Below are 23,860 nucleotides of genomic sequence, written 5' to 3' on the forward strand. Positions count from 1 at the left end.
GGCGCGGTCTCGGCGGGATGGGTCAGGCCTTGGCCTTCGCGCTCTGCTCGACGGTCCAGTAGGACACGCAAGGAATCTTCGAGCGGTCGCAGCGGTCGGCGTATTTGCGCGCGATCTCGGTCACCTCGTTCAGAAGGCCGTCCTCGAGCGTGATGGGATCGAGGCCGAGACCCAGAAGCCGGCGGTTCTCCACATGGAGATCGTTTTCGTCGGCCTCCTTGCGCGGATTGTCCACATACTGGATTTGCGCGCCGGTCTTGTCCGCGATCATCCTGGCGAGATCGCGCACGCGGTGCGTTTCCGTCATCTGATTGAGAATGTGCACCCGCTCGCCGTGCTGCGGCGGATTCTCGATGGCGAGCTGGATGCACTTCACCGTGTCCTGAATATGAATGAAGGCGCGCGTCTGCCCGCCGGTGCCGTGCACGGTGAGCGGGTAGCCGATGGCCGCCTGCATCAGGAAGCGGTTGAGCACGGTGCCGTAATCGCCGTCATAGTCGAAACGGTTGATGAGCCGCTCGTCGAGGCGCGTCTCGGCGGTCTGCGTGCCCCAGACGATGCCCTGATGCAGGTCGGTGATCTTCAGCCCGTCGTTCTTGTTGTAGAAAGCGAAAAGCAGCTGATCCTGCGTCTTGGTCATGTGATAGATCGAGCCCGGATTGGCCGGGTAGAGAATCTCCTGCCGGATCTCGCGCCCGTCGTCGGTCTCGATCTTCACCGGCAGATAGCCTTCCGGAATTTTCAGCCCCGCCGTGCCGTAGCCATAGACGCCCATCGTTCCAAGATGGATGAGATGGGGGTCGACGCCGGCTTCCACAATGGCGGCGAGAATGTTGTTGGTGGCGTTGAGATTGTTGGAGACGGTGTAGCGCTTGTGCCAGGACGATTTCATCGAATAAGGGGCGGCGCGCTGCTCGCCGAAATGGACGATCGCCTCGGGCCGCTCTTCCTGGATGAGCCGCAACAGGCGCGCGTAGTTGGCCGCCACGTCGATATTGACGAAGCCGATCTCGCGGCCTGAGATTTCTTTCCAGGCGGCCAGGCGCACGGAGATCGGCCGGATGGGCGTGAGCGACTCCACCTCCAGCTCGATGTCGATTTTGCGCCGCGATAGGTTGTCGACGATGATGACGTCGTGGCCGAGATTGGAAAGGTGCAACGAGGTCGGCCAGCCGCAGAATCCGTCGCCGCCGATCACGAGGATCTTCATGCAATTCTCCGCTTCTTGCGGGCGGCGGCGTCCCCCAGCCGTTCACGCCCCTGTTACGGCGCTTCTTAAAAGCCCTGCCGCCGGAGAAGCAAGCCTGCCGACCTCCGCGTGACAGGTCCGGATCGGTCCGGGCGGCGGGCTTTCCCGGCGCACGGGCCTGCGGCGCCCGTCAAAAGAGGGCGCGGATTTCAGGAAATGTGCGGCCGGGTCTCGGGTGCTGGGGTGGTGGAGCTAGGCGGAATCGAACCGCCGACCTCTTGAATGCCATTCAAGCGCTCTCCCAACTGAGCTATAGCCCCGAACCAGGCGATCGCGAGGAGTTGGGGCCCTCGCGGCGCGCGGGAAACTAGCCGCAGGTCCGGACCGATGCAAGTCCCCGCCTGCGGCGCGGAAACGGCGCGAATGCTCTGCTCCCGCGTCGGCCCGCCGCTATTGACCTCCGCTTTAATCCTCGTCGTCGCCGCTTGAGACGATGCCGGCGACATCGTCATCATCGTCGTCGTCTTCAAGCAGCCCGTCGTCGTCGTCATCGACGTCGATGTCTTCGAGATCCTCGATATCCTCGAGGTCGTCGTCTTCCGTCTCCTCGTCGTCGAGCGAAGGCTTGCGTTTGGACTTCGCGGCCTTGGCCTCCTTGTCGGCGGTCTCGAGCGAGGTTTCGGCCGGGACGCCGGCGGTCTTCTCGGTCTCGGCGCCTTCCTCGTCCTCCCGGCGCGGCTTGCGCGGTTTGAGGAGCGCTTCGGGCACGAATTCGTGCTTGCATTTCGGGCAATGGGCGGGCGTGCGATTGAGGTCGTAAAAGCGCGCGCCGCATTCCGGACAGTCGCGCTTCACGCCAAGCTCAGGCTTCGTCATGGCGGTGGAGTCCCCGAGAGGAATATCGATCGTCGGGCCCCATTGCCACGCGCCAGGGCGCCTGTCAAAAGGTTTGCGCCTCGGCTGTCTGCGTCGGATTCGCCTGTCGGAGAAGGCCGCGCGAGAACATGCTCGGGCGATGAGGAACGGCGGATGAAGGTTGACAGGGAGAAACCGGCGGGGCCGGCTTCGGCGCGCCCGTCGGCGGCGCTGAAAGGCGCGGTCGCGGCGCCGGGCGACAAGTCCATTTCGCATCGCGCGCTTATGTTCGGCGCGCTCGCCGAAGGCGAGACGATCGTGCGCGGCCTGCTCGAAGGCGACGACGTCTTGCGCACGGCGGCGGCGATGCGCGCCCTGGGCGCCGAGGTCGAGCGCGACGCCGCTCCCGACGGGCCGCGCTGGCGCGTCGCCGGCGCGCCGTGGCGGGCGCCGGCGCGACCGCTGTATTTCGGCAACGCCGGGACGGGATGCCGCCTCGTCATGGGCGCGGTCGCAGGCCAAGGAGTCGCGGCTGCGTTCGACGGCGACGCGAGCCTGCGCAGCCGGCCGATGGACCGCATTCTCGCGCCGCTCGCTCTGATGGGCGCGACAGCGACAAGCCGCGACGGGCGTCTGCCGGTCGAGATCGAAGGCGGCCGGAAACTGCGCGCGATCGACTATGCGCTGCCCAAGGCGTCCGCGCAGATCAAGTCCGCCGTCCTGCTCGCCGCGCTGGGCGCGCAGGGCGAGACCGCGGTGCGCGAGCCGGAGCCGTGCCGCGACCATACCGAGCGGATGCTCGCCGCCTTCGGAGCGCAGATCGCCGTCGAGGCTGACGAGACCGGGGGGCGGATCATCCGGCTCGCGGGCGGCCAGCAGCTGCGCGCCGCGACGATGCATGTCCCCGGCGATCCTTCCTCCGCGGCGTTTCTCGTCGCGGCGGCGCTTGTGACGCCGGGCTCGGAGGTCGTGGTCAGGGAGGTTCTCGTCAATCCGCTGCGCACGGGCTTCTACGAGACCCTGCGCGAGATGGGCGCCGATATTTCTTTCGAGAACGAACGCATGGCCGCGGGCGAGCCGGTCGCCGACATCCGCGCGCGCCATTCCATGCTGAGCGGCGTCGAGGTTCCGGCGCGCCGCGCGCCGTCGATGATCGACGAGTATCCGATCCTGGCCGTCGTCGCCGCCTTCGCCGCGGGCGAGACCCGCATGCCCGGCGTCGGCGAGCTGCGGGTGAAGGAAAGCGACCGCATCGCCGCCGTCGAAGCGGGGCTTGCGGCGAACGGCGTGGAAACGGCTTCGGGCCCTGACTGGCTGCGCGTGAGGGGCCGGGACGGCGCGGTTCCGGGTGGCGGGCGCGTCGAGACGCGACATGACCACCGCATCGCCATGAGTTTTCTGGTCATGGGCCTGGCCGCGCGCGCGGCGGTCGAGATCGACGACGCGGCGATGATCGCAACGAGCTTTCCGAACTTCTTCGCGTTGATGAGGTCGCTCGGCGCGGCGTTCGATGTCGCGGCGACGGCGTGAGGAAGCTGCGCGCCCTTGAACCGGCAGCTTGCATGGGCGAGGCTGATCGTCCATGGACCGCGCCATGGATCGCAAGTCTTTCGTCGTCGCGCTCGACGGGCCCGCCGCCTCCGGCAAGGGCACGCTGGGGCGCCTGATCGCGGATCATTACGGCTTCGCCTATCTCGATACGGGCTCGCTCTATCGCGGCGTGGCGCGCCGGCTGCTCGACGCCGGCGCCGACCCGGGCGACGAGGCGGCCGCCGCGCGCGCGGCGAAAGAGTTCTCGCTCGATCAGATCGACGGCCGCGACATCCGGACCCGCGAGGTGGGGGCGGCGGCCTCGAAGGTCGCGGCGATGCCGTCGGTGCGCGCGGCGCTTCTGGACTTCCAGCGCCGCTTCGCCGCGAACCCGCCGGGCGGCGCGCGCGGCGCGGTGCTCGACGGGCGCGACATCGGCACGGTGGTGTGCCCCGAGGCGGACGTGAAGTTCTTCGTCGTCGCCAGCCCTGAGGTGCGCGCCCGCCGGCGCTGGCTGGAGCTGCGCGCGGCGCGGCCGAGCCTCACCGAGCGGGAAGTCTTCGAGGATCTCGCCGAACGCGACGCGCGCGATGCGGCCCGCGCCGACGCCCCCATGACGCGCGCTGAAGATGCGGAGTTGCTAGATACGACTCATTTGACTATAGAAGCGGCCTTCGCGGCGGCGCGCCGCGTCATCGACGGCGTTTTCCAGCGCTGCGAGGGCTGATCTGGGACGAGGCTTCAGCCGCTCCCAAATCCAAGTCGGCTCTCCCGGGCGCACGCTCGCAAAGGCGAGGGCTTGTCAGACGCAGAGCGCCTGCGTGCTGCGGCCTGCATTTCGCGAACCGCGACCTTCCATCGTTCAACCATTCAACATCCACCAAGGATCAACCAACCCGTGTCTGCCACCGAAACCCTTAACCCCTCCCGCGACGCCTTCGCGGAAATGCTCGAAGCCTCCCTCGTCGACCGCAAGGAATTCGAGGAGACCGTCGTCAAGGGCGTCGTCACCGCCATCGAAAAGGACGCTGCCGTGGTCGACATCGGCCTCAAGACGGAAGGCCGCGTGCCCCTCAAGGAATTCGCCCAGGCCGGCAAGCCCGCCGACCTCAAGGTCGGCGACGAGGTCGAGGTCTATGTCGAGCGCGTCGAGAACGCGAACGGCGAGGCCGTCCTCAGCCGCGAAAAGGCGCGCCGCGAGGAAGCCTGGGAGCGTCTCGAGAAGATGTTCGACAAGGGCGAACGCGTCGAAGGCGTCATCTTCAACCGGGTCAAGGGCGGCTTCACGGTCGACCTCGGCGGGGCGGTCGCGTTCCTGCCGGGCAGCCAGGTCGACATCCGCCCGGTGCGCGACGCCGGCCCGCTCATGAACATCCCGCAGCCCTTCCGCATCCTCAAGATGGACAAGCGCCGCGGCAACATCGTCGTCTCGCGCCGCGCCGTGCTGGAGGAGGATCGCGCCGAGCATCGCCAGGAGGTCGTGCGCGAGATGAACGAGGGCGACGTGCGAGAAGGCGTGGTGAAGAACATCACCGATTACGGCGCCTTCGTGGAGCTGGCGCCGGGCGTGGACGGCCTGCTGCATGTCACCGACATGTCTTGGAGCCGCGTCAACCATCCGTCGGAAGTCCTGGGCGTCAACGACACGGTCAAGGTCAAGATCATCAAGATCAACCCGGAGACTCACAGGATCTCGCTCGGGATCAAGCAGCTTCAGCCCGATCCGTGGGAAGGAGTGGCCGCCAAGTATCCGGTCGGCGCCAAGTTCAGAGGCCGGGTCACCAACATCACCGACTACGGCGCGTTCGTGGAGCTGGAGGAAGGCATCGAGGGCCTCGTCCACGTCTCCGAGATGAGCTGGGTGAAGAAGAACGTCCACCCCGGCAAGGTGGTCTCCACCTCGCAGGAGGTCGAGGTCATGGTCCTCGAAGTCGACGAGAACAAGCGGCGCATCTCGCTGGGCCTCAAGCAGTGCCTCGACAATCCCTGGGAGCGCTTCGCCGAAGATCATCCCATCGGCTCGATCATCGAAGGCGAAATCAAGAACATCACCGAGTTCGGCCTGTTCGTCGGCCTCACCGAGGAGATGGACGGCATGGTCCATCTGTCCGATCTTGACTGGAACCGGCCGGGCGAGGAGGCGATCAAGGACTATCGCAAAGGCCAGGTGGTCAAGGCGAAGGTCCTCGACGTCGATCCCGAGAAGGAGCGCATCTCGCTCGGCATCAAGCAGGTCGGCTCCGACCCGCTCGACTCGGTGGGCGAGATCAGGAAGGGCGACGACGTCACCTGCACCGTCACGGCGATCGAGACCGGCGGGATCGAGGTGCAGGTCGGCGGCGAAGGCGGGCCCAAGGCCTTCATCCGCAAGTCCGACCTGTCGAAGGACCGCGCCGAGCAGCGGCCTGATCGCTTCGCGGTGGGCGACAAGGTCGATGCCCGGGTGATCAGCTTCGATCGCGTGACGCGTCGCATCGGCCTGTCGATCAAGGCTCGCGAAGTGGCCGAGGAGAAGGAAGCCGTCGAGCAGTACGGCTCGGCCGACGCCGGCGCCTCGCTCGGCGACATTCTCGGCGCCGCCCTCAAGGAGCGCGAAAAGAAGGAATAGGACGCGCCCCGGCGCTGCGCGTTCCAAACGCCCCCGCCGCGGCGGGGGCGTTTTGCGATGCATGACATGCGCGCTGATCAAACTATGCTTTGACGGCATGCCGGCTCGCAGCGGGCAAGCATCGTCAGACTGGAGGCTCGCGATGACCATCACCATCACCGCCTTTGAACGGTCGCCCGATCAAGGCAAGGGTCTGGCGCGCGACATGCCTGTTCGCTGGGCGCTCGAAGAAGTCGGCCAGCCTTACGACGTTCGACTCGTTTCGTTCAGCGAGATGAAGGAGCCCGCGCATCGCGCGCTTCATCCCTTCGGACAGATTCCGACCTATGAGGAAGGCGATCTCGTCCTGTTCGAGTCAGGAGCAATCGTGTTGCATATCGCCGCGCGCCATGCGGGCCTCTTGCCGGAAGACGCCAATGGCCGGGCGCGCGCAATCGCATGGATGTTCGCCGCGCTCTCCACAGTGGAGCCGACGATCGTTCAGCGCGAAGCCGCCATCTATCTGGAGCGCGACAAAATCTGGCACGAGGAGCGCCTGCGTCTCGTCGAGGATCGCATCCGCAACCGGCTGGAGGAGCTGTCCCGTCGGCTTGGCGACGCCGACTGGCTCGACGGCGCCTTCGGCGCCGGCGATCTGCTGATGGTGCAGGCGCTGCGCAGGCTGCAAGGATCGGGCATGCTGGAGGAATATCCGAACCTAGCGGGTTACGTCGCCCGCGGCGAGGCGAGGCCCGCCTTCAAACGCGCTTTCGACGCTCAATCGGCGGTTTTCGCCGGCAAGCCGCCGACCAATTGATAGAGGTTTGTTCTGTTGCATCTTTCGGCCGTGACCGTCGTCGTTCCGGACTATGACGAGGCGATCGCCTTTATGTAGGCAGGCTCGGCTTCGAACTGGTCGAGGATGCTCGGCTGTCGGAGACGAAGCGCTGGGTCGTAGTCCGCTCACAGGGCGGGGAGTGCGGATTCCTCCTCGCCAAAGCCGCATCAGAAGCCCAACGCCGAGCGGTCGGAACCCAGACCGGCGGGCGCGTTTTCCTGTTCCTTTCAACCGATGATTTCGACCGGGATCACAGGGCCATGATCGGCGCGGGCGTGCGATTTCTTGAGGCGCCCCGTCTTGAGGCTTATGGCAAGGTCCCCGTTTTCGAGGATCCTTTCGGCAATAGATGGGACCTTATCGAACCGGTTCGCCCGTGATCATATCTCCAGCCTATGCCCGAGCTGCCTGAGGTCGAAACCGTGCGTCGGGGGCTCGCCCCCTTCATGGTCGGCGCGCGGATTCGCCGCGTCGAGGCGCGTCGCGCCGACCTGCGCTTTCCGCTGCCCAGAGACTTCGCCGCACGGCTCCAAGGCGCGCGCATCGAAGCGCTCGACCGGCGCGGCAAATATCTCGTCGCGCCGCTGTCCGCCGGCGAGAGCCTCGTCATGCATCTGGGCATGTCGGGACGCTTCACGGTCGACGGCGGCGACCGGCCTGACGGGCGCTATTACGCCGCCGGCGCCGATCCGCGTCACGATCACGTCGTGTTCGAGCTCGACGGGCCGGCCGGCCCGGCGCGCGTCGTCTATAACGATCCGCGTCGCTTCGGTCTCATGGATCTGGTCCCGTCGGGCGGCCTCGACCGATGCCGGCATTTCGCCGGCATGGGTCCGGAGCCCCTGTCCGACGCATTTGTCGCGGAGACGTTCAACGCCGCCCTCAAGGCCCGGGCCGCGCCGATCAAGGCCGCGCTGCTCGACCAGCGCATCGTCGCGGGGATCGGCAACATATACGCCTGCGAGGCGCTGCACCGGGCCGGCGTGTCGCCGCGCCGGGCCGCCAGAAGCGTCGCGGGGGCGCGCGGGATGAGGCTCTGGTCGGCGCTGCGCGCGGTCCTGCGAGAGGCGATCGAGGCGGGCGGATCGTCCTTGCGCGACTTTGCGGCCTCGGACGGCGCGCTCGGCTATTTCCAGCACCGGTTCAGGGTTTATGACCGCGAGGGCGCGGCATGCCCTGTCTGCCGCGCGCCGGTGCGGCGGATCGTCCAGTCGGGCCGCTCCACCTTCTATTGCGGGGCCTGCCAGCGCTAGCGGCTCGGGCGCGCGAATCCGCGCGCCGCCGCGTTGACGGGCCGGAACCTCGCCGCTATACACCACGCCTCGCGCCCCGGCGGGGCTCAAGAATTCATCTGTAGGATCTTATGGCCAACACCCGTTCCGCCAAGAAGATGGTGCGCAAGATCGCGCGCCGTACGGCGATCAACAAGGCGCGCCGGTCGCGCGTGCGCACCTTCGTCCGCCAGGTCGAAGAAGCCATCGCCGCCAAGGACAAGAAAGCGGCTGACGAAGCCTTCCGCCTCGCCCAGCCGGAACTGCATCGCGCCGTCGCCAAGGGCGTGATGAAAAAAGGCGCGGTCGCGCGCAAGCTGTCGCGCCTGTCGGCGCGCATCAAGGCGCTGTCGGCTTAAGACCGGACGACGTCATTACCTTTCATTTTCGTCATGCTCGCGCCGCCCTGAGCGGCGCGTTTTCGTCTAGCGCAGCCGCGCGACAAAACTTTCAACAGCCTGTTTGCGCCCGTTGCCATTCGGGTCATGAGAGCGCACACTGCGCGTGTTGAAAGACGATGAAGCCAAAACATGGCGGAGGGGCGCACGCGTCATTCGACGCGCCGGCGGCGCATGATTGCGCATCTTCTTCACAAGGACCGTTTCCAGCTGATGACGGCTCAGGCGCATTCCGTGCCGGACGCACGCAGTGCGGTCCGGCGTTGCGAAAATGCAGCAGTCGCTAAGGTTTTGATTTTCCTTCCGCAGGGAAAACGCAAGCGGAATTGCATCAAAAAATTGCGTCGTCGCGGCTGTCCGCGCTTGCCTTCACGAAACCGTTAAACTATCCTTAAGACCTCAGACGCGACGTCTACGGATGAACGCGGCGTCGTATTAAGTTTCAGTACGGATTACATGAAGTCGGGGTCCGCAAAACCCGGAACGGTTTTGCGGAAGCAGCGGGTCGGCGCGTGTTTCGCAAACCAAAAGGCGGGAAAATGGGAAGGGGCGAAATCGGTTCTCACGCGGTGTCTGTTTTCTTGCAAATCGCCAATTGCGATCCGGTTCGGATCCTGTATTAGACCTTGGTTCGACGACGCGCTGATAATCGCGCGTTCACGCCAAAAGCTTGACGAAAAAACCTCGCGCCGAGGCGGCGGCGCGAACGATGGGTTGTTGCGTTTGACGTTTAACGATTCAGCTGGGCAGGATCACGATGAACGAGATGGGCGGCGGAGAAGAATTCTCGGCTTTCATGAAGCGATTGCAGTTGCGCGTGGGCGGCAATGCGTTTCAGGCTTGGATGTCGGATCTGCGGCTTGAATCGCGCACGCCGGACGCGGTGACTTTTTCCACGGCGTCGAAAGCGAAATGCGACGTTCTGGTGCAACGCTTCATTCAGCAACTTCAGGACGCCTGGCGGGACGCGGTCGCGCCCGTGCGCCGCATCGACGTCGTCACGCGCGAAATGCTTAGCGCCAGCGCGGCGCGCGTCGACGCGCTCGGCCCCGCGGCGGCGGCGGGCGGATCGGCTCGGGCCTACGCCTCGGCGCCGGCGGCCTCTCGCCGCGCATATTCGACGGCTCCGGCGACCAATGCGCGCCGCGGCGCGGCGGCGCTCGCCGAACTCGTCTCGCCGCTGGATGCGCGTTGCACTTTCGAACGCTTCGCCGTCGATCCGTCGAACGAACTCGCCTATGCGGCGGCGCGCCAGCTCGTGAATCCCAACGGCGTGCGCGAGATCGTCTATATTTACGGACCGAGCGGCGTCGGCAAAACGCACCTGCTGCATGCGATCGGCAACGAATGGGCCGCGACCCGCAATGCGGAAGGCTGCGCTTACCTGACCTACAGCAACCTGAAAAACGGCTGCGTCAACGCCATCTTCTCCAATGCGATGCTGGCGCTGCAACAGGCGCTGCTGGCGCAGGGGGTCGTGCTCATCGACGACGTGCATCTTCTGGCCAGCTCCGTCCGTACGCAGATGGAAATTCTCAACCTCGTCAACGCTTCCCTCGCCGCCGGGCGGCGTCTGGTGCTGGCGGGCGAGCTCGCGCCCGCCCGGCTCGTCGAGCGCGGCATCAGCCCGCGCCTCGCCGACAGGCTGAAAGGCGGGCTGTGCGTCGCCATGAGTCCGGGCGGCGAGGCGCTGCGGTTCGACGTTCTGAAGAAGCGGCTCGACGGCGCGCCCGAGAGATGCGCCATCAGCGACGAGGCGCTCGCCTTCATTGCGCGGCATTTCCCGCAAAGCATGCGCGAGGCGATCGGCGCGCTCAACCAGCTCCTGCTTGTCTTCGGCCGGCAAGAGGTCACGGTCGACGCGGCGATGGCGGCCGAGGCGCTGCGGGCGCATCTGCGAGACTGCCGGCGGGAATATACGCTTGACGACGCGGCGGAAGCGTCGGCGAAGGCTTTCGGGATCACGCTCGCCGATCTGAAGGGGCGCGCCCAGCACCAGAAATATGTGCGCGCGCGCCACGCCTTCGTCTTCGTCGGGCGGGAAGTGCTGAAAGAATCGTTTCCCCGGATCGCCGCCGTGCTCGGCCGCGACCATTCGACCGCAATGAACGGCTATCAGCGCGCTCTGGCGCTGATCGTGCGGGACAAGAAGTTTCAGGACGGGGTCGAAGCGGTCAAGGCCGCCCTCGGGGCCTGACGGCGCGTCGGGGCTGCGCCCGGCCCTGCGCCGCGCCGGCGCCAAAGGGCCCGACGCAGGCGCTAAGCCCGCGAATTTTCGGACGGTTTTTGCGCGTCCGGGAGCGCCGAATCGCTGGCGTCGGCGGCGCAGTTTCGGCTATATTCAGCGCTGATTTTCCCATGGCGATTCCCGGCGGCGCGGCGCGCGTCCTACGCCGGCGGATCGCCGAATTTTCACGCGGTCGTTTCGGCGGGCCGGCGCTCCCCAGGCGGGCGCCGTCAGCAGGAGCGCCGCCGACGGAAGAGAGCGGATTTCAATGAAGGTCACCATCGAGCGGTCGGCGCTGGTTCGCGCCTTGGGGCATGTGCAAAGCGTGGTCGAGCGGCGCAATACGATCCCGATCCTGTCGAACGTGCTATTGCAGGCCGACGGCGGGGCGCTGACGCTGACGGCGACCGACCTCGACATCGAGATCTCGGAATCGGCGCCGGCCGACGTCGCGGTCAAGGGCGCGGCGACGGCGTCGGCGGTGATGCTCCACGACATCGTGCGCAAGCTGCCGGAAGGCGCGCAGGTGCGCCTGACGCTCGTCGACGACGAGGCGCGGCTGCAGATCACGGCCGGCCGGTATGAGGGCTCGCTGGCGGTCCTGCCGGACGAGGACTTCCCGACGCTCGCCTCCGACGACATGGACGTGCGGTTTTCCATGCCGGCGGCGGACCTCGCCCGGCTGTTCGCCAAGGCGCGCTTCGCCATGTCGCAGGAGGAAACTCGCTATTATCTCAACGGCGTCTATCTCCATCCCTACGCGGATGGCGACGTGAAGCTGTTGCGCGCGGCGGCGACCGACGGCCATCGCCTGGCGCGCCTCGACGCGCCGCTGCCCGCCGGCGCGGAAAAAGCGCCCGGCGTCATCGTGCCGCGCAAGGCGGTGAGCGAGCTCGCCCGGCTTCTCGACGATGCGGAGGAAACGGTGGAAGTCGCAGTGTCGTCGTCGAAAATCCGGTTCGGCTTCGGCGCGGGCTATCTCACGTCGAAGCTCATCGACGGAACTTTCCCCGATTACGAGCGCGTCATTCCGAAAACCAATCCCAATGCCCTGCGCGTCGACAACAAGGATTTCGCCGCCGCCGTCGACCGGGTCTCGACCGTTTCGGCGGACCGCACGCGCTCGATCAAGCTCGCGCTCGCCGCGGATCGGCTGCGGCTCACGGTCAACAATCCGGAAGCCGGCAGCGCGCTGGAAGAGCTTTCCGTCGATTACGACGGCGAGCCGCTCGAGATCGGGTTCAACGCCCGCTATCTGCTCGACGTCGCCGCGCAGATCGACGGCGAGACGGCGACATTCCGGCTCGCGGATCCTTCCTCGCCTACCATCATCTGCGACGAGGAAGACGAACGGGCCCTTTACGTGCTGATGCCGTTGCGCGTGTAAAGACGCGCGGCGTCGCGCGGCCGGCCGCGCGCGCGAGCGAACTAGAGAGACCTGTTTTGTCCGAAGCGGCGAGGAAGACCGGAGAATTCGCATTGGCGACGCCAGCGCGCGCGGCGGGCCGCGCGCCCGTACGGTTCCGCCGGCTCGCCCTGATGGATTTCCGCTCTTACGCGCGCGCCGAGGTGGCCCTCGATGGCAGGCCCGTCGCCCTGTTCGGCCCGAACGGCGCGGGCAAGACCAATCTGCTCGAGGCGCTTTCCCTGCTTGGGCCGGGGCGCGGATTGCGCTCGGCGCGCCTCGACGAACTGCCGCGCGTCGGCGGCGCAGGCGGCTGGGCGGTTTCGGCCCGGCTCGACGTCGCGGGCGAGGAGCGTCGCCTGGGCGTGGGCGCGGCCGCCTCGGCGCCGGACCGGCGCATCTGCCGCATCGACGAGACGGCCGCGGCCGGCCCCGCCGCGCTTGCCGAGCATGTGCGGTTTCTCTGGCTGACGCCGGCGCAGGATCGTCTGTTCACGGACAGCCCCGGCGAGCGGCGCCGATTCCTCGACCGCATGGCGCTCGCCCGCAATCCGGCCCAGGCGCGCGCGGCCGCCGATTACGAACTCGCCATGCGCCAGCGCCAGCGCCTGCTCGACGAGCGCAGCCGCGACGAGGCGTGGCTCGCCGCGCTCGAGACGCGCATGGCCGAAGCCGGCGTCGCGCTCGCCGCCGCGCGTCGCGAAACGGCGAGCGCGCTGGCCGCGGCGGAGATCGCCGCCGGCGACGAAGACGCGGGCTTTCCCGCCGCCGACATTGCGCTCGAAGGCGAGCTCGAGGCTGCGCTCGACGCCGCGCCCGCCGCCGAGGTCGAAGAGGCGTTCGCCGAGCGGCTGCGCCGCAACCGCGCCGCCGACGCTGCGGCGGGGCGCGCGCTCATCGGGCCGCATCGCTCCGACCTTCTCGTGACGCACCGTCAGAAGGGAACGCCGGCGCGGGCGTGCTCCACGGGCGAGCAGAAGGCGCTCCTGATCGGGCTCGTGCTCGCGAATGCGCGCGCGCTCGCGCTGTCCGCGCGGTTTCGCGCGGGCGCGTCTGCGCCGCTCGTCCTGCTTCTCGACGAAATCGCCGCCCATCTCGACAAGGACCGCCGCGCCGCGCTTTTCGACATTCTCGACGGGCTCGACTTTCAGGTCTTCATGACGGGTACGGACAAGTCTCTTTTCGCCGCCTGGGGCGCGCGCGCTCAAGGCTTCGCCGTCGAGGACGGCGGACTCACAGAAACAACACTAACGTAAGCGAGTACGGACAATGGCGAACAACGCCGCGCCGAAAGACGAATACGGCGCAAGCTCCATCAAGGTGCTCAAAGGCCTCGACGCGGTGCGCAAGCGGCCGGGCATGTATATCGGCGACACCGACGACGGTTCGGGCCTGCACCACATGGTCTACGAAGTGGTCGACAACGCCGTCGATGAGGCGCTGGCCGGTTTCGCCTCCGTGGTTGAAGTGACTCTCAACGAGGACGGCTCCGTCACCGTGCGCGACGACGGGCGCGGCATACCGACCGACATCCATCCCAGCGAGGGCGTGTCGGCGGCCGAGGTCATCATGACCCAACTTCATGCGGGCGGGAAGTTCGATCAGAACTCCTACAAGGTCTCGGGCGGGCTGCACGGCGTCGGGGTCTCCGTGGTGAACGCGCTTTCCGAATGGCTCGATCTGCGCATCTGGCGCGGCGGCAAGGAGCACTTCATGCGCTTCCGCATGGGCGTTCCCGACGCGCCGCTCGCCGTCGTGGGGCCGGCGGATCGGACGGGCACGGAAGTTTCATTCCTGCCGTCGGACAAGATCTTCACGAACGTCCAGTTCGATTTCGCCACGCTTGAACATCGCCTGCGCGAGCTGGCCTTCCTCAATTCAGGAGTCACCATCACGCTGCGCGACGCGCGCCATGTGGAGGTGCGCGAGGAGGTGATGCACTACGAGGGTGGGCTTGAGGCGTTCATCCGCTTTCTCGACGCCTCCAAGACGCCGCTCGTCTCCCAGCCGATCGCCTTCCGTTCCGAGCGCGACGGCGTGACGGTCGACATCGCCATGTGGTGGAACGACGGCTATCACGAAAAGGTGCTTTGTTTCACCAACAACATTCCGCAGAAAGACGGCGGGACGCACCTCGCCGGCTTTCGCGCGGCCCTCACGCGGATCGTCAACAATTACGCCGAGGGCTCTGGCATCGCCAAGAAGGAGAAGGTGACGCTCACCGGCGACGACGCCCGCGAGGGACTGACCGCCATCGTCTCGGTAAAGGTTCCCGATCCGAAATTCAGCTCACAGACGAAAGACAAGCTCGTCTCCTCCGAGGTCCGCCCCGTGGTCGAGGGCGTCGTGGCGGACAAGCTGGGCGCCTGGTTCGAGGAGAATCCGTCCGAGGCGCGCCGTATCGTGCATAAAATCGTCGAGGCGGCGGCCGCCCGCGAGGCCGCCCGCAAGGCGCGCGAGCTCACGCGGCGCAAGTCTGCGCTCGACGTCGCCTCGCTGCCGGGCAAGCTCGCCGACTGTCAGGAGAAAGACCCGGCGAAAGCGGAGCTTTTCATCGTCGAAGGGGATTCGGCCGGCGGCTCGGCCAAGCAGGCGCGCAACCGCGAAAACCAGGCCGTGCTGCCCCTGCGCGGCAAGATTCTGAATGTCGAGCGCGCGCGCTTCGACAAGATGCTGTCGAGTCAGGAAATCGGCACGCTCATCACCGCCCTCGGGGCGGGCGTCGGGCGCGACGACTTCAATCCCGACAAGCTGCGCTATCACAAGATCATCATCATGACCGACGCCGACGTCGACGGCGCCCATATCCGCACGCTGCTGCTGACTTTCTTCTTTCGCCAGATGCCAGAGCTCATCCGCCGCGGGCATCTCTACATCGCCCAGCCGCCTCTCTATAAGATCAGTCGCGGCAAGTCGGAACAGTATCTGCTGAATGACAGGGCGCTCGAAGATTATCTTTATGCAGAGGGCATCGTCGACGCAGCCCTGGTGCTCGACGGCGGCGAGACGATCGTCGGCGCCGATCTCGCCGATATCGTCGCCAAGGCGCGCAAGGCGCTTGACGCCGTCAACGAATTCCCGGCGCGCTTCTCGCGCGACGTCATCATTCAGACCGCGCTCGCCGGCGCTCTTGCGGAGGCGCCGGCCGAGGGAGCCGAAACGATCGCGAATGACATCGCCGCGCGCCTCGACATGATCGCGGAGGAGTACGAGCGCGGCTGGAAAGGCGCGCCCGACGGGGAGGGCGGCTATGTCTTTGAGCGCGAATTGCGCGGCGTCGCCGAGCGCCATCACCTGCCGCGCGAGCTGCTCGTCTCGGCAGACGCTCGCCGCGCCCAGCAACAGATGGAGCCGCTCAGGGAGATCTTCGCCCGCCCGGCGAGCTGGACGCGCAAGGACCAGCGGGAGATTCTGACGGGCCCGGAAGGTCTTCTCAGAGCCGTCCGCGCGGCCGGCGAGAAAGGCATCTCCGTGCAGCGCTACAAGGGTCTCGGCGAGATGAATCCCGACCAGCTCTGGGAGACGACGCTCGACGAGCACGCGCGCGTTCTCCTGCAGGTGAAGATCAAGGAGGCCGACGAGGCCGACGACATCTTCACGCGCCTGATGGGCGACGTCGTCGAGCCGCGCCGGGAATTTATCCAGGAGAACGCGCTCTCGGCGGCGCTGGATGTCTGATCGCGGCGTCGGGAAAGGCGTCTTTAATATATCAAGGCCTTGACTCTCGCCGTGGGCGTCCTGGTCAGGATTTACAGTCCATATATAGACTTTCGCCTTGGCGCGGCCTATATTCCCTTCGAAAGGAGGGTCCTTCATGGCCCGGCCCAGGACGAGGACAGCGGCGGCCCCGCCCGCGCCGCTCGACCCAGCAGGGGCGGATGCGCAGACCCGCCGGCGGCTCAGCGGGCCGGCCTTCCGCACATTTCTCAACATCGCTGAGGAATGGGGACTCGACGAGGCCCAGCGCCTGCGCGTGCTGGGAATGCCGGGCCGGTCCACCTATTACGCCTGGCGGGAAAAAGCGGCGCGCGGCGCAGGCTTTTCGCTCGGTCTGGATGCGCTGTTGCGCCTTTCGGCGGTGTTCGGCGTCTACAAGGCGCTCGCGATCCTGTTTCCTGATCGTGCGACGGCGAAAAAATGGCTGTACGCGGAAAACGCCGGCCCGCTTTTCGGCGGGCAACGGCCGCTCGACCTGCTTGCGAACGGCACGCAGGAGGGAATCCTGTTGTTGCGCCGCTTCCTCGACGGCTGGCGCGGGGGAACGGGAAGCCCGTCGGCAGGCGGCGCGTTCGAGCTCTCGTCGCTCGACGAAGACGATATCGTGATCGTCTGAACGAAGATGGCGCGCATCGATCCTGTTGTCCGGCCTGTCAGACTCATTCCCACGCGCTACCCGCCCGTTCAGACCTTCGAACATGTTGCGTCTACGGACGATCTCGAAGCGGTGATGGCGCTCGAAGGCTGGACCAACGACCGGCTGGTGCGCGAAAGGCTGATGCGCCTGCCGCGCGAGCGCTGGGTGTATGGCCGTGCGAACGCCAGCGTCGTAATGGCGAGCTTCCTGCATGCTCCGCCAGGCGGAGGGCGGTTCACATCGGGCGATCTGCACGCTTGGTACTGCTCCTTCGACGAGCGCACGGCCATTGCGGAGGTCGCGAGCGGCCTGCGCCGGGAAGCCGTCAACGCCGGCTGGGCGGAAATGCGCGCGCATTTTCGCGCATACGCCGCGCGCCTTGAAGGCGATTATGAAGACCTGCGCGGCAAGGCGCGCGCGCGCGCCGACGTGCTCGACCCGGCGAATTGGACGGCGAGCCAGGCCTATGGCGAGAAAAGGCGCGCGCAAGGCGTCGCGGGCTTGATCTATCCCAGCGTGCGGCTCAAGGGCGGGACGAACGCCGTCGCGTTCGATCCGCGCAACGTTCTCGACGTGGCGGTCGCCTCGACTTTCGACATCATCGCGCCTGTGGCGGGCAAGGTCGTCGCGCGTCGTCTTTCATGAGCGGCGGCGATTACAACGTCCCGTAGGTCCGGTCGCCGGCGTCGCCGAGGCCGGGCAGGATATACCCTTTGTCGTTGAGCCCGCGGTCGAGCGCGGCGGCGATGACGGGAACGTCCGGATGGGTCTCGGCGAGGCGACGCGCGCCTTCCGGCGCGGCGAGGACGCAGACGAAGCTGATCCGCCGCGCGCCGGCCTGTTTGAGGCGCGACAGCGCCGCCGCCGCTGAATGGCCGGTGGCGAGCATCGGATCGGCGACAAGGACGGGGCGGCGGGCGATGTCATCGGGAATCCGGAAATAATACTCGATCGCCTCGAGCGTCTCATGGTCGCGGTAAAGGCCGATATGGCCGACAGAGGCGTCCGGAAGCATGTCGAGCATGCCGTCGATCAGCCCGTTGCCCGCGCGCAGGATCGACACGAAACAGGGAACTTCGGCGAGCGTCGGAAACCGTCCGCGCTCGAGCGGCGTTTCGATGTCGGTTTCGGCGAGAGGCAGCGGGCGCGTCGCTTCATAGAGCAAGAGCGCGCCCAGTTCGCGCATGGTCCGGCGAAACGTCGCAGGCGCCGCCGCCCGATCCCGCAGAAGCGCGACCTTGTGGCGGACCAGCGGATGATCGACGACCGTAAGAGAAGCTGACATGGCGTTCCGTGATAGTTAAGCGGGACGGGCCCGCTTCGCATGAGGCCGATTGCGCCGCAGGAATTGGCGCGGCATTCTCGGTCGCGCCGGCCCCGCGCGTCAAGAACGCAGGCTCTTCCGGACTCTGAGCGTTCCCGCGCGCCGGTCCCGTCCGCAGCAGCCGACAAGGGGAGATCTTCGATGCCGACTTGCGAAGAACTTGACAGGCGTTTCGCCGCGCTCGCCTTCGAGCAGGCGAAGAAAAGCTACGCTGAAGGAGGCCTGCCCATCGGAGCCGTGCTCGCGCGGGGGGAGAAAGTCCTCGCCTGCGGTCATAACCAGCGCGTCCAGCTCGGCGATCCGATCGCCCACGGCGAGATGGACGCGCTCAGAAAAGCGGGCCGCCAGCGGAGTTATCGCGCCACGACGCTCTACACGACGCTTTCGCCCTGCATGATGTGCGCCGGTGCGATCGTTCAGTTCAAGATCCCGCGCGTCGTCGTCAACGATACGAAGAATTTCGGCGGCAACGAACAGTTCCTGCGTGATAACGGCGTGGAAGTGATCGACCTTCCGCATCCGGAGTCGATCGCCCTGATGGCGCGATTCATCGCCGACAATCCGGCGCTGTGGAACGAAGACATCATGGAATGAGGCGCGCGTCAGGCGGCCGCCTGCGTCAGCTCCTCGATTTGACGGAAGAGAACCTTGTCGTTGACCGGCTTGGTGACATAGCCGTCGGCGCCGGCGCGCAGCCCCGCCTCGCGATCGGCCTCGCCGTCAAGCGCGGTGACCATCACGACCGGGATGCCGGACGTTTCCGGCGTATCCTTCAGGATCTTGCACGCCTGATAGCCGTCCATGCCCGGCATCATCACGTCGAGAAGGATTATGTCGGGGTGTTCTGTGCGCGCCGTTTCGATCGCGCGCGCGCCCGATTCGGCGCAGAGCACGCTGTAGTTCGCCGCCGAAAGCTTCGCTTTCAGCAGAAGAACGTTCACTTCAAGATCATCGACGACAAGCACCCGGGTCATGGGTCTGGCCCTCAGCAAACTGACGCGGCTCAAATTAACCCTAAGTGGTTGTCAAATCGTCAACCTGCGGATGACTTTTTATTTAGCCGATTTAACGGGCGTTCACGCGAGGCGGTGCAAAGCGCGCGTCGTCCGAAATCTTTCTTTCAGAAATTCGAACGCCGCGTAAACGCATGCGCGGCGGATTCTCCTCCCGGAACGGCCGCTCATGCGAACAGCACGAGCACGCTTGAAATCGTCAGCACGGACAGCGCCGTGGTGACCGCGATCGCGGCGACGGTCTGCGCCGTGTAGCGGCCGAATTGACTGGCCATCACATAGGCGCCGACGGCGGTGGGCGTGACGGCGAACAGCGCGAGAGAAGCGACATAACGCGGATCGACGACGCCGAGGGCGCGCGCCGCGGCGAAAACGGCGAGCGGCAGGAGGCCCATCTTGAAGACGGCGACGGCCGCGACATTCGCAGCCGCCTTCCTAAAGGAGGCGAGCGGATGAACCCCGAGAAAGAGGCCGAGCGAGAAAAGCGCCGTCGGCCCCGCCGCGCGTCCGAGAATGTCAAAGAACGACTGCGCCGGCCCCGGCAGGCTGAAGCCTGCGGTAGAGAAGACGAATCCGGCGAGTGCGGCGGCGACGATGGGCGTTTTCAGGGGGCGGAGCAAAAAGCTGCGAAAAGCCGCAAGGCCGCGCGCGCCCTGGCCGTCCTCCGGCGCGGTCATCAACGCGGCGCCGACCCCGATGACGAGAATGCCCTCGACCAGCATGAGGATCACGAAGGGCCGCGCCCAGCCCTCGATGGCGAGAGCGATGGGCAAACCGAGAAAAACGGCGTTGCCGACCGTCGAAGCGAAGGCGTGCGCGCCGGCCTCCGCTCTGGTCAGCGAGAACATCCGCTTGCCGACGACATAGGCGCCGGCCATGACGGCGAGCGCCGGTCCGCCATAAGCGATCGCTAGCAGGGCGTCCTCGCGCCGAAGGCCGCTCGCGCCGGCCATCAGCCCGAACAGCGCCGCTGGCATGGCGAAGCGGAAGACGAAACGGTTGAGCGCAGCCGCGTCGTCGGCGTCGGCGACTTTCAGCCGGCCGGCGAGCAGGCCGGCCGCGATCACGGCGAAAACGGGCAGGGCGATGGTCAGTACGGCCGGCATGGGATCAGGCGTCGGGAAAAGAACGGCGGCGGGCGGCTGGCGCTCTCTTGCGGGGGCGGAGGCGCGCGGTCAAGCGCGCGGCGCCAGCCGGCGCGATCGAAAAATTTCGCCGGCGGCGGTTGACTGCGGCTGTCTCCGGCGATATTTAACCAAAAAGTTATTTAACGAATTGGTTCATCGGTTATGCCGAACGACCGTCTTTCGACCACCTTCGCCGCCCTGGCCGACCCGACCCGGCGCGCCATCCTGGCGCGCCTGACGGCGGGCGAGGCGACAGTGTCGGAGCTCGCCGAGCCGTTCGAGATGTCGATGCCCGCGGTCTCGAAGCATCTGAAGGTGCTGGAGCGCGCCGGCCTCATCGAACGCGGCCGTCAGGCGCAATGGCGCCCATGCCGGCTGGAGACGGCCCCGCTCAGGGAAATCGACGACTGGCTCGAGCGCTACCGCCGCTTCTGGGAAGCGAGCTTCGACCGCCTCGACGCCTATCTCAAAAACCTCCAGCGGGAGGAAAATAGCTCTGTACGGAAGAAATGACAGGGCGGAAACGCAAGCCGCCGCCGCTCGCGCGGGCTGGAAAGGGAGAGCGCCATGTTTGAGAAAGCGGCTTTCACCATGCGCCCTGTCAAGGACGTCGTTCGCGCGCGCGCGTTTTATGAGAAGATTTTCGGACTTGCGCCAGGGTCGAGCGGCAATCAGCGCGACAACTGGCGGGCGGGATACGACCTTCCGGGCGGGGGATGCTTCGCCGTCACCAGTTTCATCGACGACGCGCCGGGCGCCGGCGGCGCCATCGCCTTCGAGGTCGAGGGTCTCGACCGGCCGATGGAGGATCTCAAGAACAGGAGCGTCGAGTTCAAATCCGACGTCATCCACAGTCCCGTGTGCAGAATGGCCGTGTGCGTGAATTCGGAAGGAAACTCCATTCTGCTGCATCAGCTCAAGATCAAGAAGTAGAGCGTATACGGATAAACAACGAATGACGGCGTCGCTGCGGGGCGGGCGCGCCGGATGAGACAGGTCCGTCCCGAAGGAGAATGACATGAAGCTCGCCGCCTATCTTTTTTTCGACGGAAACTGCGCCGAGGCGATGCGCTATTACGCGAAGCATCTCGGCGGGAAGCTGGAGATCATGACCTACGCCGACGCGCCTGAAGGAGCCGGCGAAGGCTGCCCGGATACGCCGTTGCCGCCGGAATGGCGCGGCAAGGTGATGCACGCATGCCTTACGATCGGGGATGAGCTCCTCATGGCCTCTGACGCGCCGCCGCCGCACTTCCTAAAGCCCCAAGGTTTCAGCGTCGCGATCACGCTTGACGATGAAGATCAGACCGAGCGCGTGTTCAACGCGCTCGCGGACGGCGGAACGACCACCATGCCGCTCGGCGAGACTTTCTGGGCGAAGCGTTTCGGCATGTGCGTCGATCGCTTCGGAATCGCCTGGATGGCGAGCTGCCAGAAAGAAGGCGCGTAAGGCTTTCGGATCACGCTCTGGGACTTTCAGAAAAGGAAACATGGAATGACAGCCGAAGCCTCATATCAAAGCGCGCGCGAGCTCGTGCTCGAACGCATCATCGACGCGCCGCGCGAAGCGTTGTTCCGGGCGTGGACTGAGGCGGACCTTCTAAAGCAATGGTTCGCGCCAAAGCCCTGGACCGTCGCGAAGGCGGAACTCGACGCGCGCCCTGGCGGCGCGAGCCTTATCGTGATGAAGAGCCCGGACGGCGGCGAGCATCCCTGCCGCGGCGTCTATCTCGAAATCGTCCCAAATGAGCGGATCGTTTTCACCGACGCTTATACCGAAAAATGGACGCCTGCGGAAAAACCTTTCTTCACCGGCATCGTCGCTTTCGAAGATATCGGCGGGAGCAAGACGAGATATGTCGCGCGCGCCCGCCACTGGACGGCGGAGGATTGCGAAGCGCATGAGAAAATGGGCTTTCACGAAGGCTGGGGCCAATGCGCCGACCAGCTCGCGGCGCTCGCCAAAACCATCGTAGCAACAAAGTGACGAAAGGAAACGCCATGCCGCTCGGGAAGCAGAAGATCGCGCCGTGCCTGTGGTTTGATACGCAGGCGGAAGACGCGGCGCGATTCTACGTCTCCGTCTTCGACAACTCGAAAATCTTGGCCGTCACACGTTACGGAGCGGAAGGCTTCGAAATTCACGGCAAGAAGGCCGGCGAGGTGATGACCGTGGAGTTTGAACTCGAAGGTCAGAAATTCGTGGCGCTCAACGGCGGGCCGCAATTCAAGTTCGACGAAGCGATCTCGTTCCAGATTTTCTGCGAAAGCCAGGAGGAGGTCGACGCCTTCTGGCGCAAGCTCTCCGACGGCGGCGAGGAAGGCCCCTGCGGTTGGTTGAAGGACAGGTTCGGCCTTTCCTGGCAGGTCGTGCCGGTCGTTCTGTTGAAGATGCTGTCCGATTCCGATGCGCAAAAGGTCGCCCGCGTGACCAAAGCGTTCATGCAAATGAAGAAATTCGACATCGCCGGGCTGGAGCGAGCGTTCGAAGGACGGTGAGCGTTCCGTGCAGGCCGACAAGGAGAGAATGATGACGCGATCGCCCTTTCTGTGTTTGGTCGGCCTGCTGGCCGCCTGCGCGGCTCTTGCGCCGGCCGCCGGCGAGGAGGCCGCGAGCGTTCCTGCGGCCTCGGCCGACCCGCTACCGGCCGGGACCTATCGTCTCGACAAATATCACGCGAGCCTGATCTTTCGCGTCGACCATCTCGGCTTCTCGTACTATGTCGGCCGGTTCTCCGACTTCGACGCAGTCTTGTCGCTCGATCCGGCCGAACCGTCCCGGGCGCGGCTCGACGCCGTCGTGCGAACCGACTCGCTCGGGCTCGAAAACCCGCCGGAAGGGTTTCGCGATACGTTGCTCGGGCCGGAATGGCTCGACGCCGCAGGGCATCCCGAGATGCGCTTCCAGTCGAAACGCGTGGTCGTCTCCGGTCCCGATACGGCGCGCATCGAAGGCGATTTTACGTTTCGGGGCGTCACGCGGCCTCTGACGCTCGAAGCGCGCTTCAACGGCGGTTATGCAGGCCACCCTTATGACCCCAACGCTCGCATCGGCTTTTCGGCGCGCGCGGTTCTGAAACGCTCCGAGTACGGCATGACTATCGGTCTTCCCGAGCCGCCGTTCAATATGGGCGTCGGCGATGCGGTCGAAGTGCTGATCGAAGCCGAGTTTACCGGACCGGCCTGGAAGGGCGCGCCTGCGCCGCAGCGGAATAACAATCGATAATAGTCGTCATTGGAAGTGCGGAAGGAGACGCCATGACCGTCGACAAGGACGCCCGCCCCAGCCTCACCCTTCAGCGCCGCTTCGATGCTCCCGTGCGGCTCGTCTACGCCGCTTGGACGCAGCCGGAGCATATGATGCGCTGGTGGGGGACGAAAGACGCCGTGACCTTGCGCGCAGAGGCGGACGTGCGCATCGGCGGGCGCTATCGGGTGGCGTTTCGCACGCCGGACGGCGAGACTCATGACGTCAGCGGAACTTATCTCGACGTCATCCCGGAGGAAAAGCTCGTCTTCACCTGGGCGTGGATCACCATGCCCGAGCGCGAATCGCAGGTCACGCTTTTGTTCCGCGCCGAGGGCGAAAGGACGCTGTTGACGCTTCATCACGAGAAGTTCTTCGACGAGGAAGTCCGCGACAATCACCGCATCGGCTGGGGCGAGGCCCTGGACAATCTCGAACGCCTGTTCGCGTAAACGCCGGTTTCGTCGGTATCGCCGCGAAACGACGGCATGGAGA

General features: G+C 66.0%; 25 protein-coding genes, 1 tRNA gene and 1 pseudogene. 21 read left to right on the forward strand and 6 right to left on the reverse strand.

Annotated elements, in window-relative coordinates:
• Positions 1-22: 22 nt before the first annotated feature.
• From CHB64_RS13385 to CHB64_RS13395, 3 genes are all read right to left on the reverse strand, one after another.
• The gene (locus CHB64_RS13385) at positions 23-1,210 is read right to left on the reverse strand and encodes an NAD-dependent epimerase/dehydratase family protein (protein ID WP_089413132.1); all 1,188 of its coding nucleotides are present in this window, start codon (positions 1,208-1,210) and stop codon (positions 23-25) included.
• Positions 1,211-1,433: 223 nt separating this feature from the next.
• Positions 1,434-1,509 (reverse strand) — tRNA-Ala (locus tag CHB64_RS13390).
• Positions 1,510-1,654: 145 nt separating this feature from the next.
• A complete protein-coding gene (locus CHB64_RS13395; protein WP_089413133.1) occupies positions 1,655-2,065 on the reverse strand; it encodes a TIGR02300 family protein in 411 nt (136 codons plus the stop codon).
• A 153-nt stretch (positions 2,066-2,218) separates the two neighbouring features.
• On the opposite strand from CHB64_RS13395, the gene aroA reads away from it, so the two are divergent.
• The 13 genes and pseudogenes from aroA to CHB64_RS13460 all read left to right on the forward strand — a co-directional run bounded on the left by aroA (position 2,219) and on the right by CHB64_RS13460 (position 17,299).
• The gene (gene aroA, locus CHB64_RS13400; RefSeq protein ID WP_089413134.1) at positions 2,219-3,574 is read left to right on the forward strand and encodes a 3-phosphoshikimate 1-carboxyvinyltransferase; all 1,356 of its coding nucleotides are present in this window, start codon (positions 2,219-2,221) and stop codon (positions 3,572-3,574) included.
• Between the two features lie 64 nt (positions 3,575-3,638).
• Positions 3,639-4,301, forward strand: a complete 663-nt coding sequence (gene cmk / locus CHB64_RS13405) for a (d)CMP kinase (RefSeq protein WP_089413247.1) — start codon at positions 3,639-3,641, stop codon at positions 4,299-4,301.
• Between the two features lie 171 nt (positions 4,302-4,472).
• Positions 4,473-6,182 (forward strand): 30S ribosomal protein S1, encoded by a 1,710-nt coding sequence (rpsA, locus tag CHB64_RS13410; protein ID WP_089413135.1) that lies wholly within the window; start codon positions 4,473-4,475, stop codon positions 6,180-6,182.
• Between the two features lie 142 nt (positions 6,183-6,324).
• Positions 6,325-6,978, forward strand: coding sequence for a glutathione S-transferase family protein (locus CHB64_RS13415; RefSeq protein ID WP_089413136.1), 654 nt, complete (start codon positions 6,325-6,327; stop codon positions 6,976-6,978).
• Positions 6,979-6,993: 15 nt separating this feature from the next.
• Positions 6,994-7,379 (forward strand): annotated as a pseudogene (locus tag CHB64_RS15820) (VOC family protein).
• A gap of 15 nt (positions 7,380-7,394) precedes the next feature.
• Positions 7,395-8,252 (forward strand): bifunctional DNA-formamidopyrimidine glycosylase/DNA-(apurinic or apyrimidinic site) lyase, encoded by an 858-nt coding sequence (gene mutM / locus CHB64_RS13425; RefSeq protein ID WP_089413137.1) that lies wholly within the window; start codon positions 7,395-7,397, stop codon positions 8,250-8,252.
• A gap of 110 nt (positions 8,253-8,362) precedes the next feature.
• Positions 8,363-8,629, forward strand: coding sequence for a 30S ribosomal protein S20 (gene rpsT / locus CHB64_RS13430; RefSeq protein WP_089413138.1), 267 nt, complete (start codon positions 8,363-8,365; stop codon positions 8,627-8,629).
• A 796-nt stretch (positions 8,630-9,425) separates the two neighbouring features.
• On the forward strand, positions 9,426-10,865 hold the full coding sequence (locus tag CHB64_RS13435; protein WP_089413139.1) for a DnaA ATPase domain-containing protein: 1,440 nt from the start codon (positions 9,426-9,428) through the stop codon (positions 10,863-10,865).
• A 298-nt stretch (positions 10,866-11,163) separates the two neighbouring features.
• Positions 11,164-12,282, forward strand: a complete 1,119-nt coding sequence (dnaN, locus tag CHB64_RS13440) for a DNA polymerase III subunit beta (protein ID WP_089413140.1) — start codon at positions 11,164-11,166, stop codon at positions 12,280-12,282.
• 92 nt (positions 12,283-12,374) lie between these two features.
• Positions 12,375-13,556, forward strand: coding sequence for a DNA replication/repair protein RecF (gene recF / locus CHB64_RS13445; RefSeq protein WP_200815392.1), 1,182 nt, complete (start codon positions 12,375-12,377; stop codon positions 13,554-13,556).
• A 13-nt stretch (positions 13,557-13,569) separates the two neighbouring features.
• Positions 13,570-15,978: a DNA topoisomerase (ATP-hydrolyzing) subunit B gene (gene gyrB, locus CHB64_RS13450; RefSeq protein WP_089413141.1), complete on the forward strand. Its 2,409-nt coding sequence runs from the start codon at positions 13,570-13,572 to the stop codon at positions 15,976-15,978.
• A 136-nt stretch (positions 15,979-16,114) separates the two neighbouring features.
• Positions 16,115-16,633 (forward strand): MbcA/ParS/Xre antitoxin family protein, encoded by a 519-nt coding sequence (locus CHB64_RS13455; protein ID WP_089413142.1) that lies wholly within the window; start codon positions 16,115-16,117, stop codon positions 16,631-16,633.
• Between the two features lie 6 nt (positions 16,634-16,639).
• Positions 16,640-17,299, forward strand: coding sequence for an RES family NAD+ phosphorylase (locus tag CHB64_RS13460; RefSeq protein WP_089413143.1), 660 nt, complete (start codon positions 16,640-16,642; stop codon positions 17,297-17,299).
• 10 nt (positions 17,300-17,309) lie between these two features.
• Here the strand turns inward: CHB64_RS13460 and upp are convergent, their stop codons facing one another.
• On the reverse strand, positions 17,310-17,939 hold the full coding sequence (gene upp / locus CHB64_RS13465) for a uracil phosphoribosyltransferase (protein WP_089413144.1): 630 nt from the start codon (positions 17,937-17,939) through the stop codon (positions 17,310-17,312).
• Between the two features lie 180 nt (positions 17,940-18,119).
• Here upp and CHB64_RS13470 point away from each other — a divergent pair, with 180 nt between their 5' ends.
• Positions 18,120-18,572, forward strand: coding sequence for a nucleoside deaminase (locus tag CHB64_RS13470; RefSeq protein WP_089413145.1), 453 nt, complete (start codon positions 18,120-18,122; stop codon positions 18,570-18,572).
• Between the two features lie 8 nt (positions 18,573-18,580).
• Here CHB64_RS13470 and CHB64_RS13475 read toward each other — a convergent pair whose 3' ends face one another.
• Positions 18,581-18,952, reverse strand: coding sequence for a response regulator (locus CHB64_RS13475; RefSeq protein WP_089413146.1), 372 nt, complete (start codon positions 18,950-18,952; stop codon positions 18,581-18,583).
• A 206-nt stretch (positions 18,953-19,158) separates the two neighbouring features.
• Complete coding sequence (locus tag CHB64_RS13480) at positions 19,159-20,097, reverse strand: AEC family transporter (protein WP_089413147.1); 939 nt, start codon at positions 20,095-20,097, stop codon at positions 19,159-19,161.
• Between the two features lie 183 nt (positions 20,098-20,280).
• Here CHB64_RS13480 and CHB64_RS13485 point away from each other — a divergent pair, with 183 nt between their 5' ends.
• The 7 genes from CHB64_RS13485 to CHB64_RS13515 all read left to right on the forward strand — a co-directional run bounded on the left by CHB64_RS13485 (position 20,281) and on the right by CHB64_RS13515 (position 23,817).
• Positions 20,281-20,631: an ArsR/SmtB family transcription factor gene (locus tag CHB64_RS13485; protein WP_089413148.1), complete on the forward strand. Its 351-nt coding sequence runs from the start codon at positions 20,281-20,283 to the stop codon at positions 20,629-20,631.
• 54 nt (positions 20,632-20,685) lie between these two features.
• Positions 20,686-21,051 (forward strand): VOC family protein, encoded by a 366-nt coding sequence (locus CHB64_RS13490; RefSeq protein WP_089413149.1) that lies wholly within the window; start codon positions 20,686-20,688, stop codon positions 21,049-21,051.
• An 85-nt stretch (positions 21,052-21,136) separates the two neighbouring features.
• Positions 21,137-21,568 carry a VOC family protein gene (locus CHB64_RS13495; RefSeq protein WP_089413150.1) on the forward strand — a complete coding sequence of 144 codons (432 nt, stop codon included), beginning with the start codon at positions 21,137-21,139 and terminating at the stop codon, positions 21,566-21,568.
• A gap of 45 nt (positions 21,569-21,613) precedes the next feature.
• Positions 21,614-22,105, forward strand: a complete 492-nt coding sequence (locus CHB64_RS13500; RefSeq protein WP_089413151.1) for an SRPBCC family protein — start codon at positions 21,614-21,616, stop codon at positions 22,103-22,105.
• Positions 22,106-22,119: 14 nt separating this feature from the next.
• Positions 22,120-22,617, forward strand: a complete 498-nt coding sequence (locus CHB64_RS13505; RefSeq protein WP_089413152.1) for a VOC family protein — start codon at positions 22,120-22,122, stop codon at positions 22,615-22,617.
• A gap of 31 nt (positions 22,618-22,648) precedes the next feature.
• Positions 22,649-23,344 (forward strand): YceI family protein, encoded by a 696-nt coding sequence (locus CHB64_RS13510; protein WP_089413249.1) that lies wholly within the window; start codon positions 22,649-22,651, stop codon positions 23,342-23,344.
• Positions 23,345-23,376: 32 nt separating this feature from the next.
• A complete protein-coding gene (locus tag CHB64_RS13515; RefSeq protein ID WP_089413153.1) occupies positions 23,377-23,817 on the forward strand; it encodes an SRPBCC family protein in 441 nt (146 codons plus the stop codon).
• The last annotated feature ends 43 nt before the right edge of the window (positions 23,818-23,860 follow it).

Origin of the sequence: Amphiplicatus metriothermophilus, from assembly GCF_900199215.1 — a bacterium.
GTDB lineage: Bacteria > Pseudomonadota > Alphaproteobacteria > Caulobacterales > Parvularculaceae > Amphiplicatus > Amphiplicatus metriothermophilus.

Excerpts from the sequence above, each read along its gene's own strand:
- CHB64_RS13385 (WP_089413132.1), bottom strand. The coding sequence starts at position 1,210 with ATGAAGATCCTCGTGATCGGCGGCGACGGATTCTGCGGCTGGCCGACC.
- CHB64_RS13395 (WP_089413133.1), bottom strand. The coding sequence starts at position 2,065 with ATGACGAAGCCTGAGCTTGGCGTGAAGCGCGACTGTCCGGAATGCGGC.
- aroA (WP_089413134.1), top strand. The coding sequence starts at position 2,219 with ATGAAGGTTGACAGGGAGAAACCGGCGGGGCCGGCTTCGGCGCGCCCG.
- cmk (WP_089413247.1), top strand. The coding sequence starts at position 3,639 with ATGGATCGCAAGTCTTTCGTCGTCGCGCTCGACGGGCCCGCCGCCTCC.
- CHB64_RS13415 (WP_089413136.1), top strand. The coding sequence starts at position 6,325 with ATGACCATCACCATCACCGCCTTTGAACGGTCGCCCGATCAAGGCAAG.
- mutM (WP_089413137.1), top strand. The coding sequence starts at position 7,395 with ATGCCCGAGCTGCCTGAGGTCGAAACCGTGCGTCGGGGGCTCGCCCCC.
- rpsT (WP_089413138.1), top strand. The coding sequence starts at position 8,363 with ATGGCCAACACCCGTTCCGCCAAGAAGATGGTGCGCAAGATCGCGCGC.
- CHB64_RS13435 (WP_089413139.1), top strand. The coding sequence starts at position 9,426 with ATGAACGAGATGGGCGGCGGAGAAGAATTCTCGGCTTTCATGAAGCGA.
- dnaN (WP_089413140.1), top strand. The coding sequence starts at position 11,164 with ATGAAGGTCACCATCGAGCGGTCGGCGCTGGTTCGCGCCTTGGGGCAT.
- gyrB (WP_089413141.1), top strand. The coding sequence starts at position 13,570 with ATGGCGAACAACGCCGCGCCGAAAGACGAATACGGCGCAAGCTCCATC.
- CHB64_RS13455 (WP_089413142.1), top strand. The coding sequence starts at position 16,115 with ATGGCCCGGCCCAGGACGAGGACAGCGGCGGCCCCGCCCGCGCCGCTC.
- CHB64_RS13460 (WP_089413143.1), top strand. The coding sequence starts at position 16,640 with ATGGCGCGCATCGATCCTGTTGTCCGGCCTGTCAGACTCATTCCCACG.
- upp (WP_089413144.1), bottom strand. The coding sequence starts at position 17,939 with ATGTCAGCTTCTCTTACGGTCGTCGATCATCCGCTGGTCCGCCACAAG.
- CHB64_RS13470 (WP_089413145.1), top strand. The coding sequence starts at position 18,120 with ATGCCGACTTGCGAAGAACTTGACAGGCGTTTCGCCGCGCTCGCCTTC.
- CHB64_RS13475 (WP_089413146.1), bottom strand. The coding sequence starts at position 18,952 with ATGACCCGGGTGCTTGTCGTCGATGATCTTGAAGTGAACGTTCTTCTG.
- CHB64_RS13480 (WP_089413147.1), bottom strand. The coding sequence starts at position 20,097 with ATGCCGGCCGTACTGACCATCGCCCTGCCCGTTTTCGCCGTGATCGCG.
- CHB64_RS13485 (WP_089413148.1), top strand. The coding sequence starts at position 20,281 with ATGCCGAACGACCGTCTTTCGACCACCTTCGCCGCCCTGGCCGACCCG.
- CHB64_RS13490 (WP_089413149.1), top strand. The coding sequence starts at position 20,686 with ATGTTTGAGAAAGCGGCTTTCACCATGCGCCCTGTCAAGGACGTCGTT.
- CHB64_RS13495 (WP_089413150.1), top strand. The coding sequence starts at position 21,137 with ATGAAGCTCGCCGCCTATCTTTTTTTCGACGGAAACTGCGCCGAGGCG.
- CHB64_RS13500 (WP_089413151.1), top strand. The coding sequence starts at position 21,614 with ATGACAGCCGAAGCCTCATATCAAAGCGCGCGCGAGCTCGTGCTCGAA.
- CHB64_RS13505 (WP_089413152.1), top strand. The coding sequence starts at position 22,120 with ATGCCGCTCGGGAAGCAGAAGATCGCGCCGTGCCTGTGGTTTGATACG.
- CHB64_RS13510 (WP_089413249.1), top strand. The coding sequence starts at position 22,649 with ATGACGCGATCGCCCTTTCTGTGTTTGGTCGGCCTGCTGGCCGCCTGC.
- CHB64_RS13515 (WP_089413153.1), top strand. The coding sequence starts at position 23,377 with ATGACCGTCGACAAGGACGCCCGCCCCAGCCTCACCCTTCAGCGCCGC.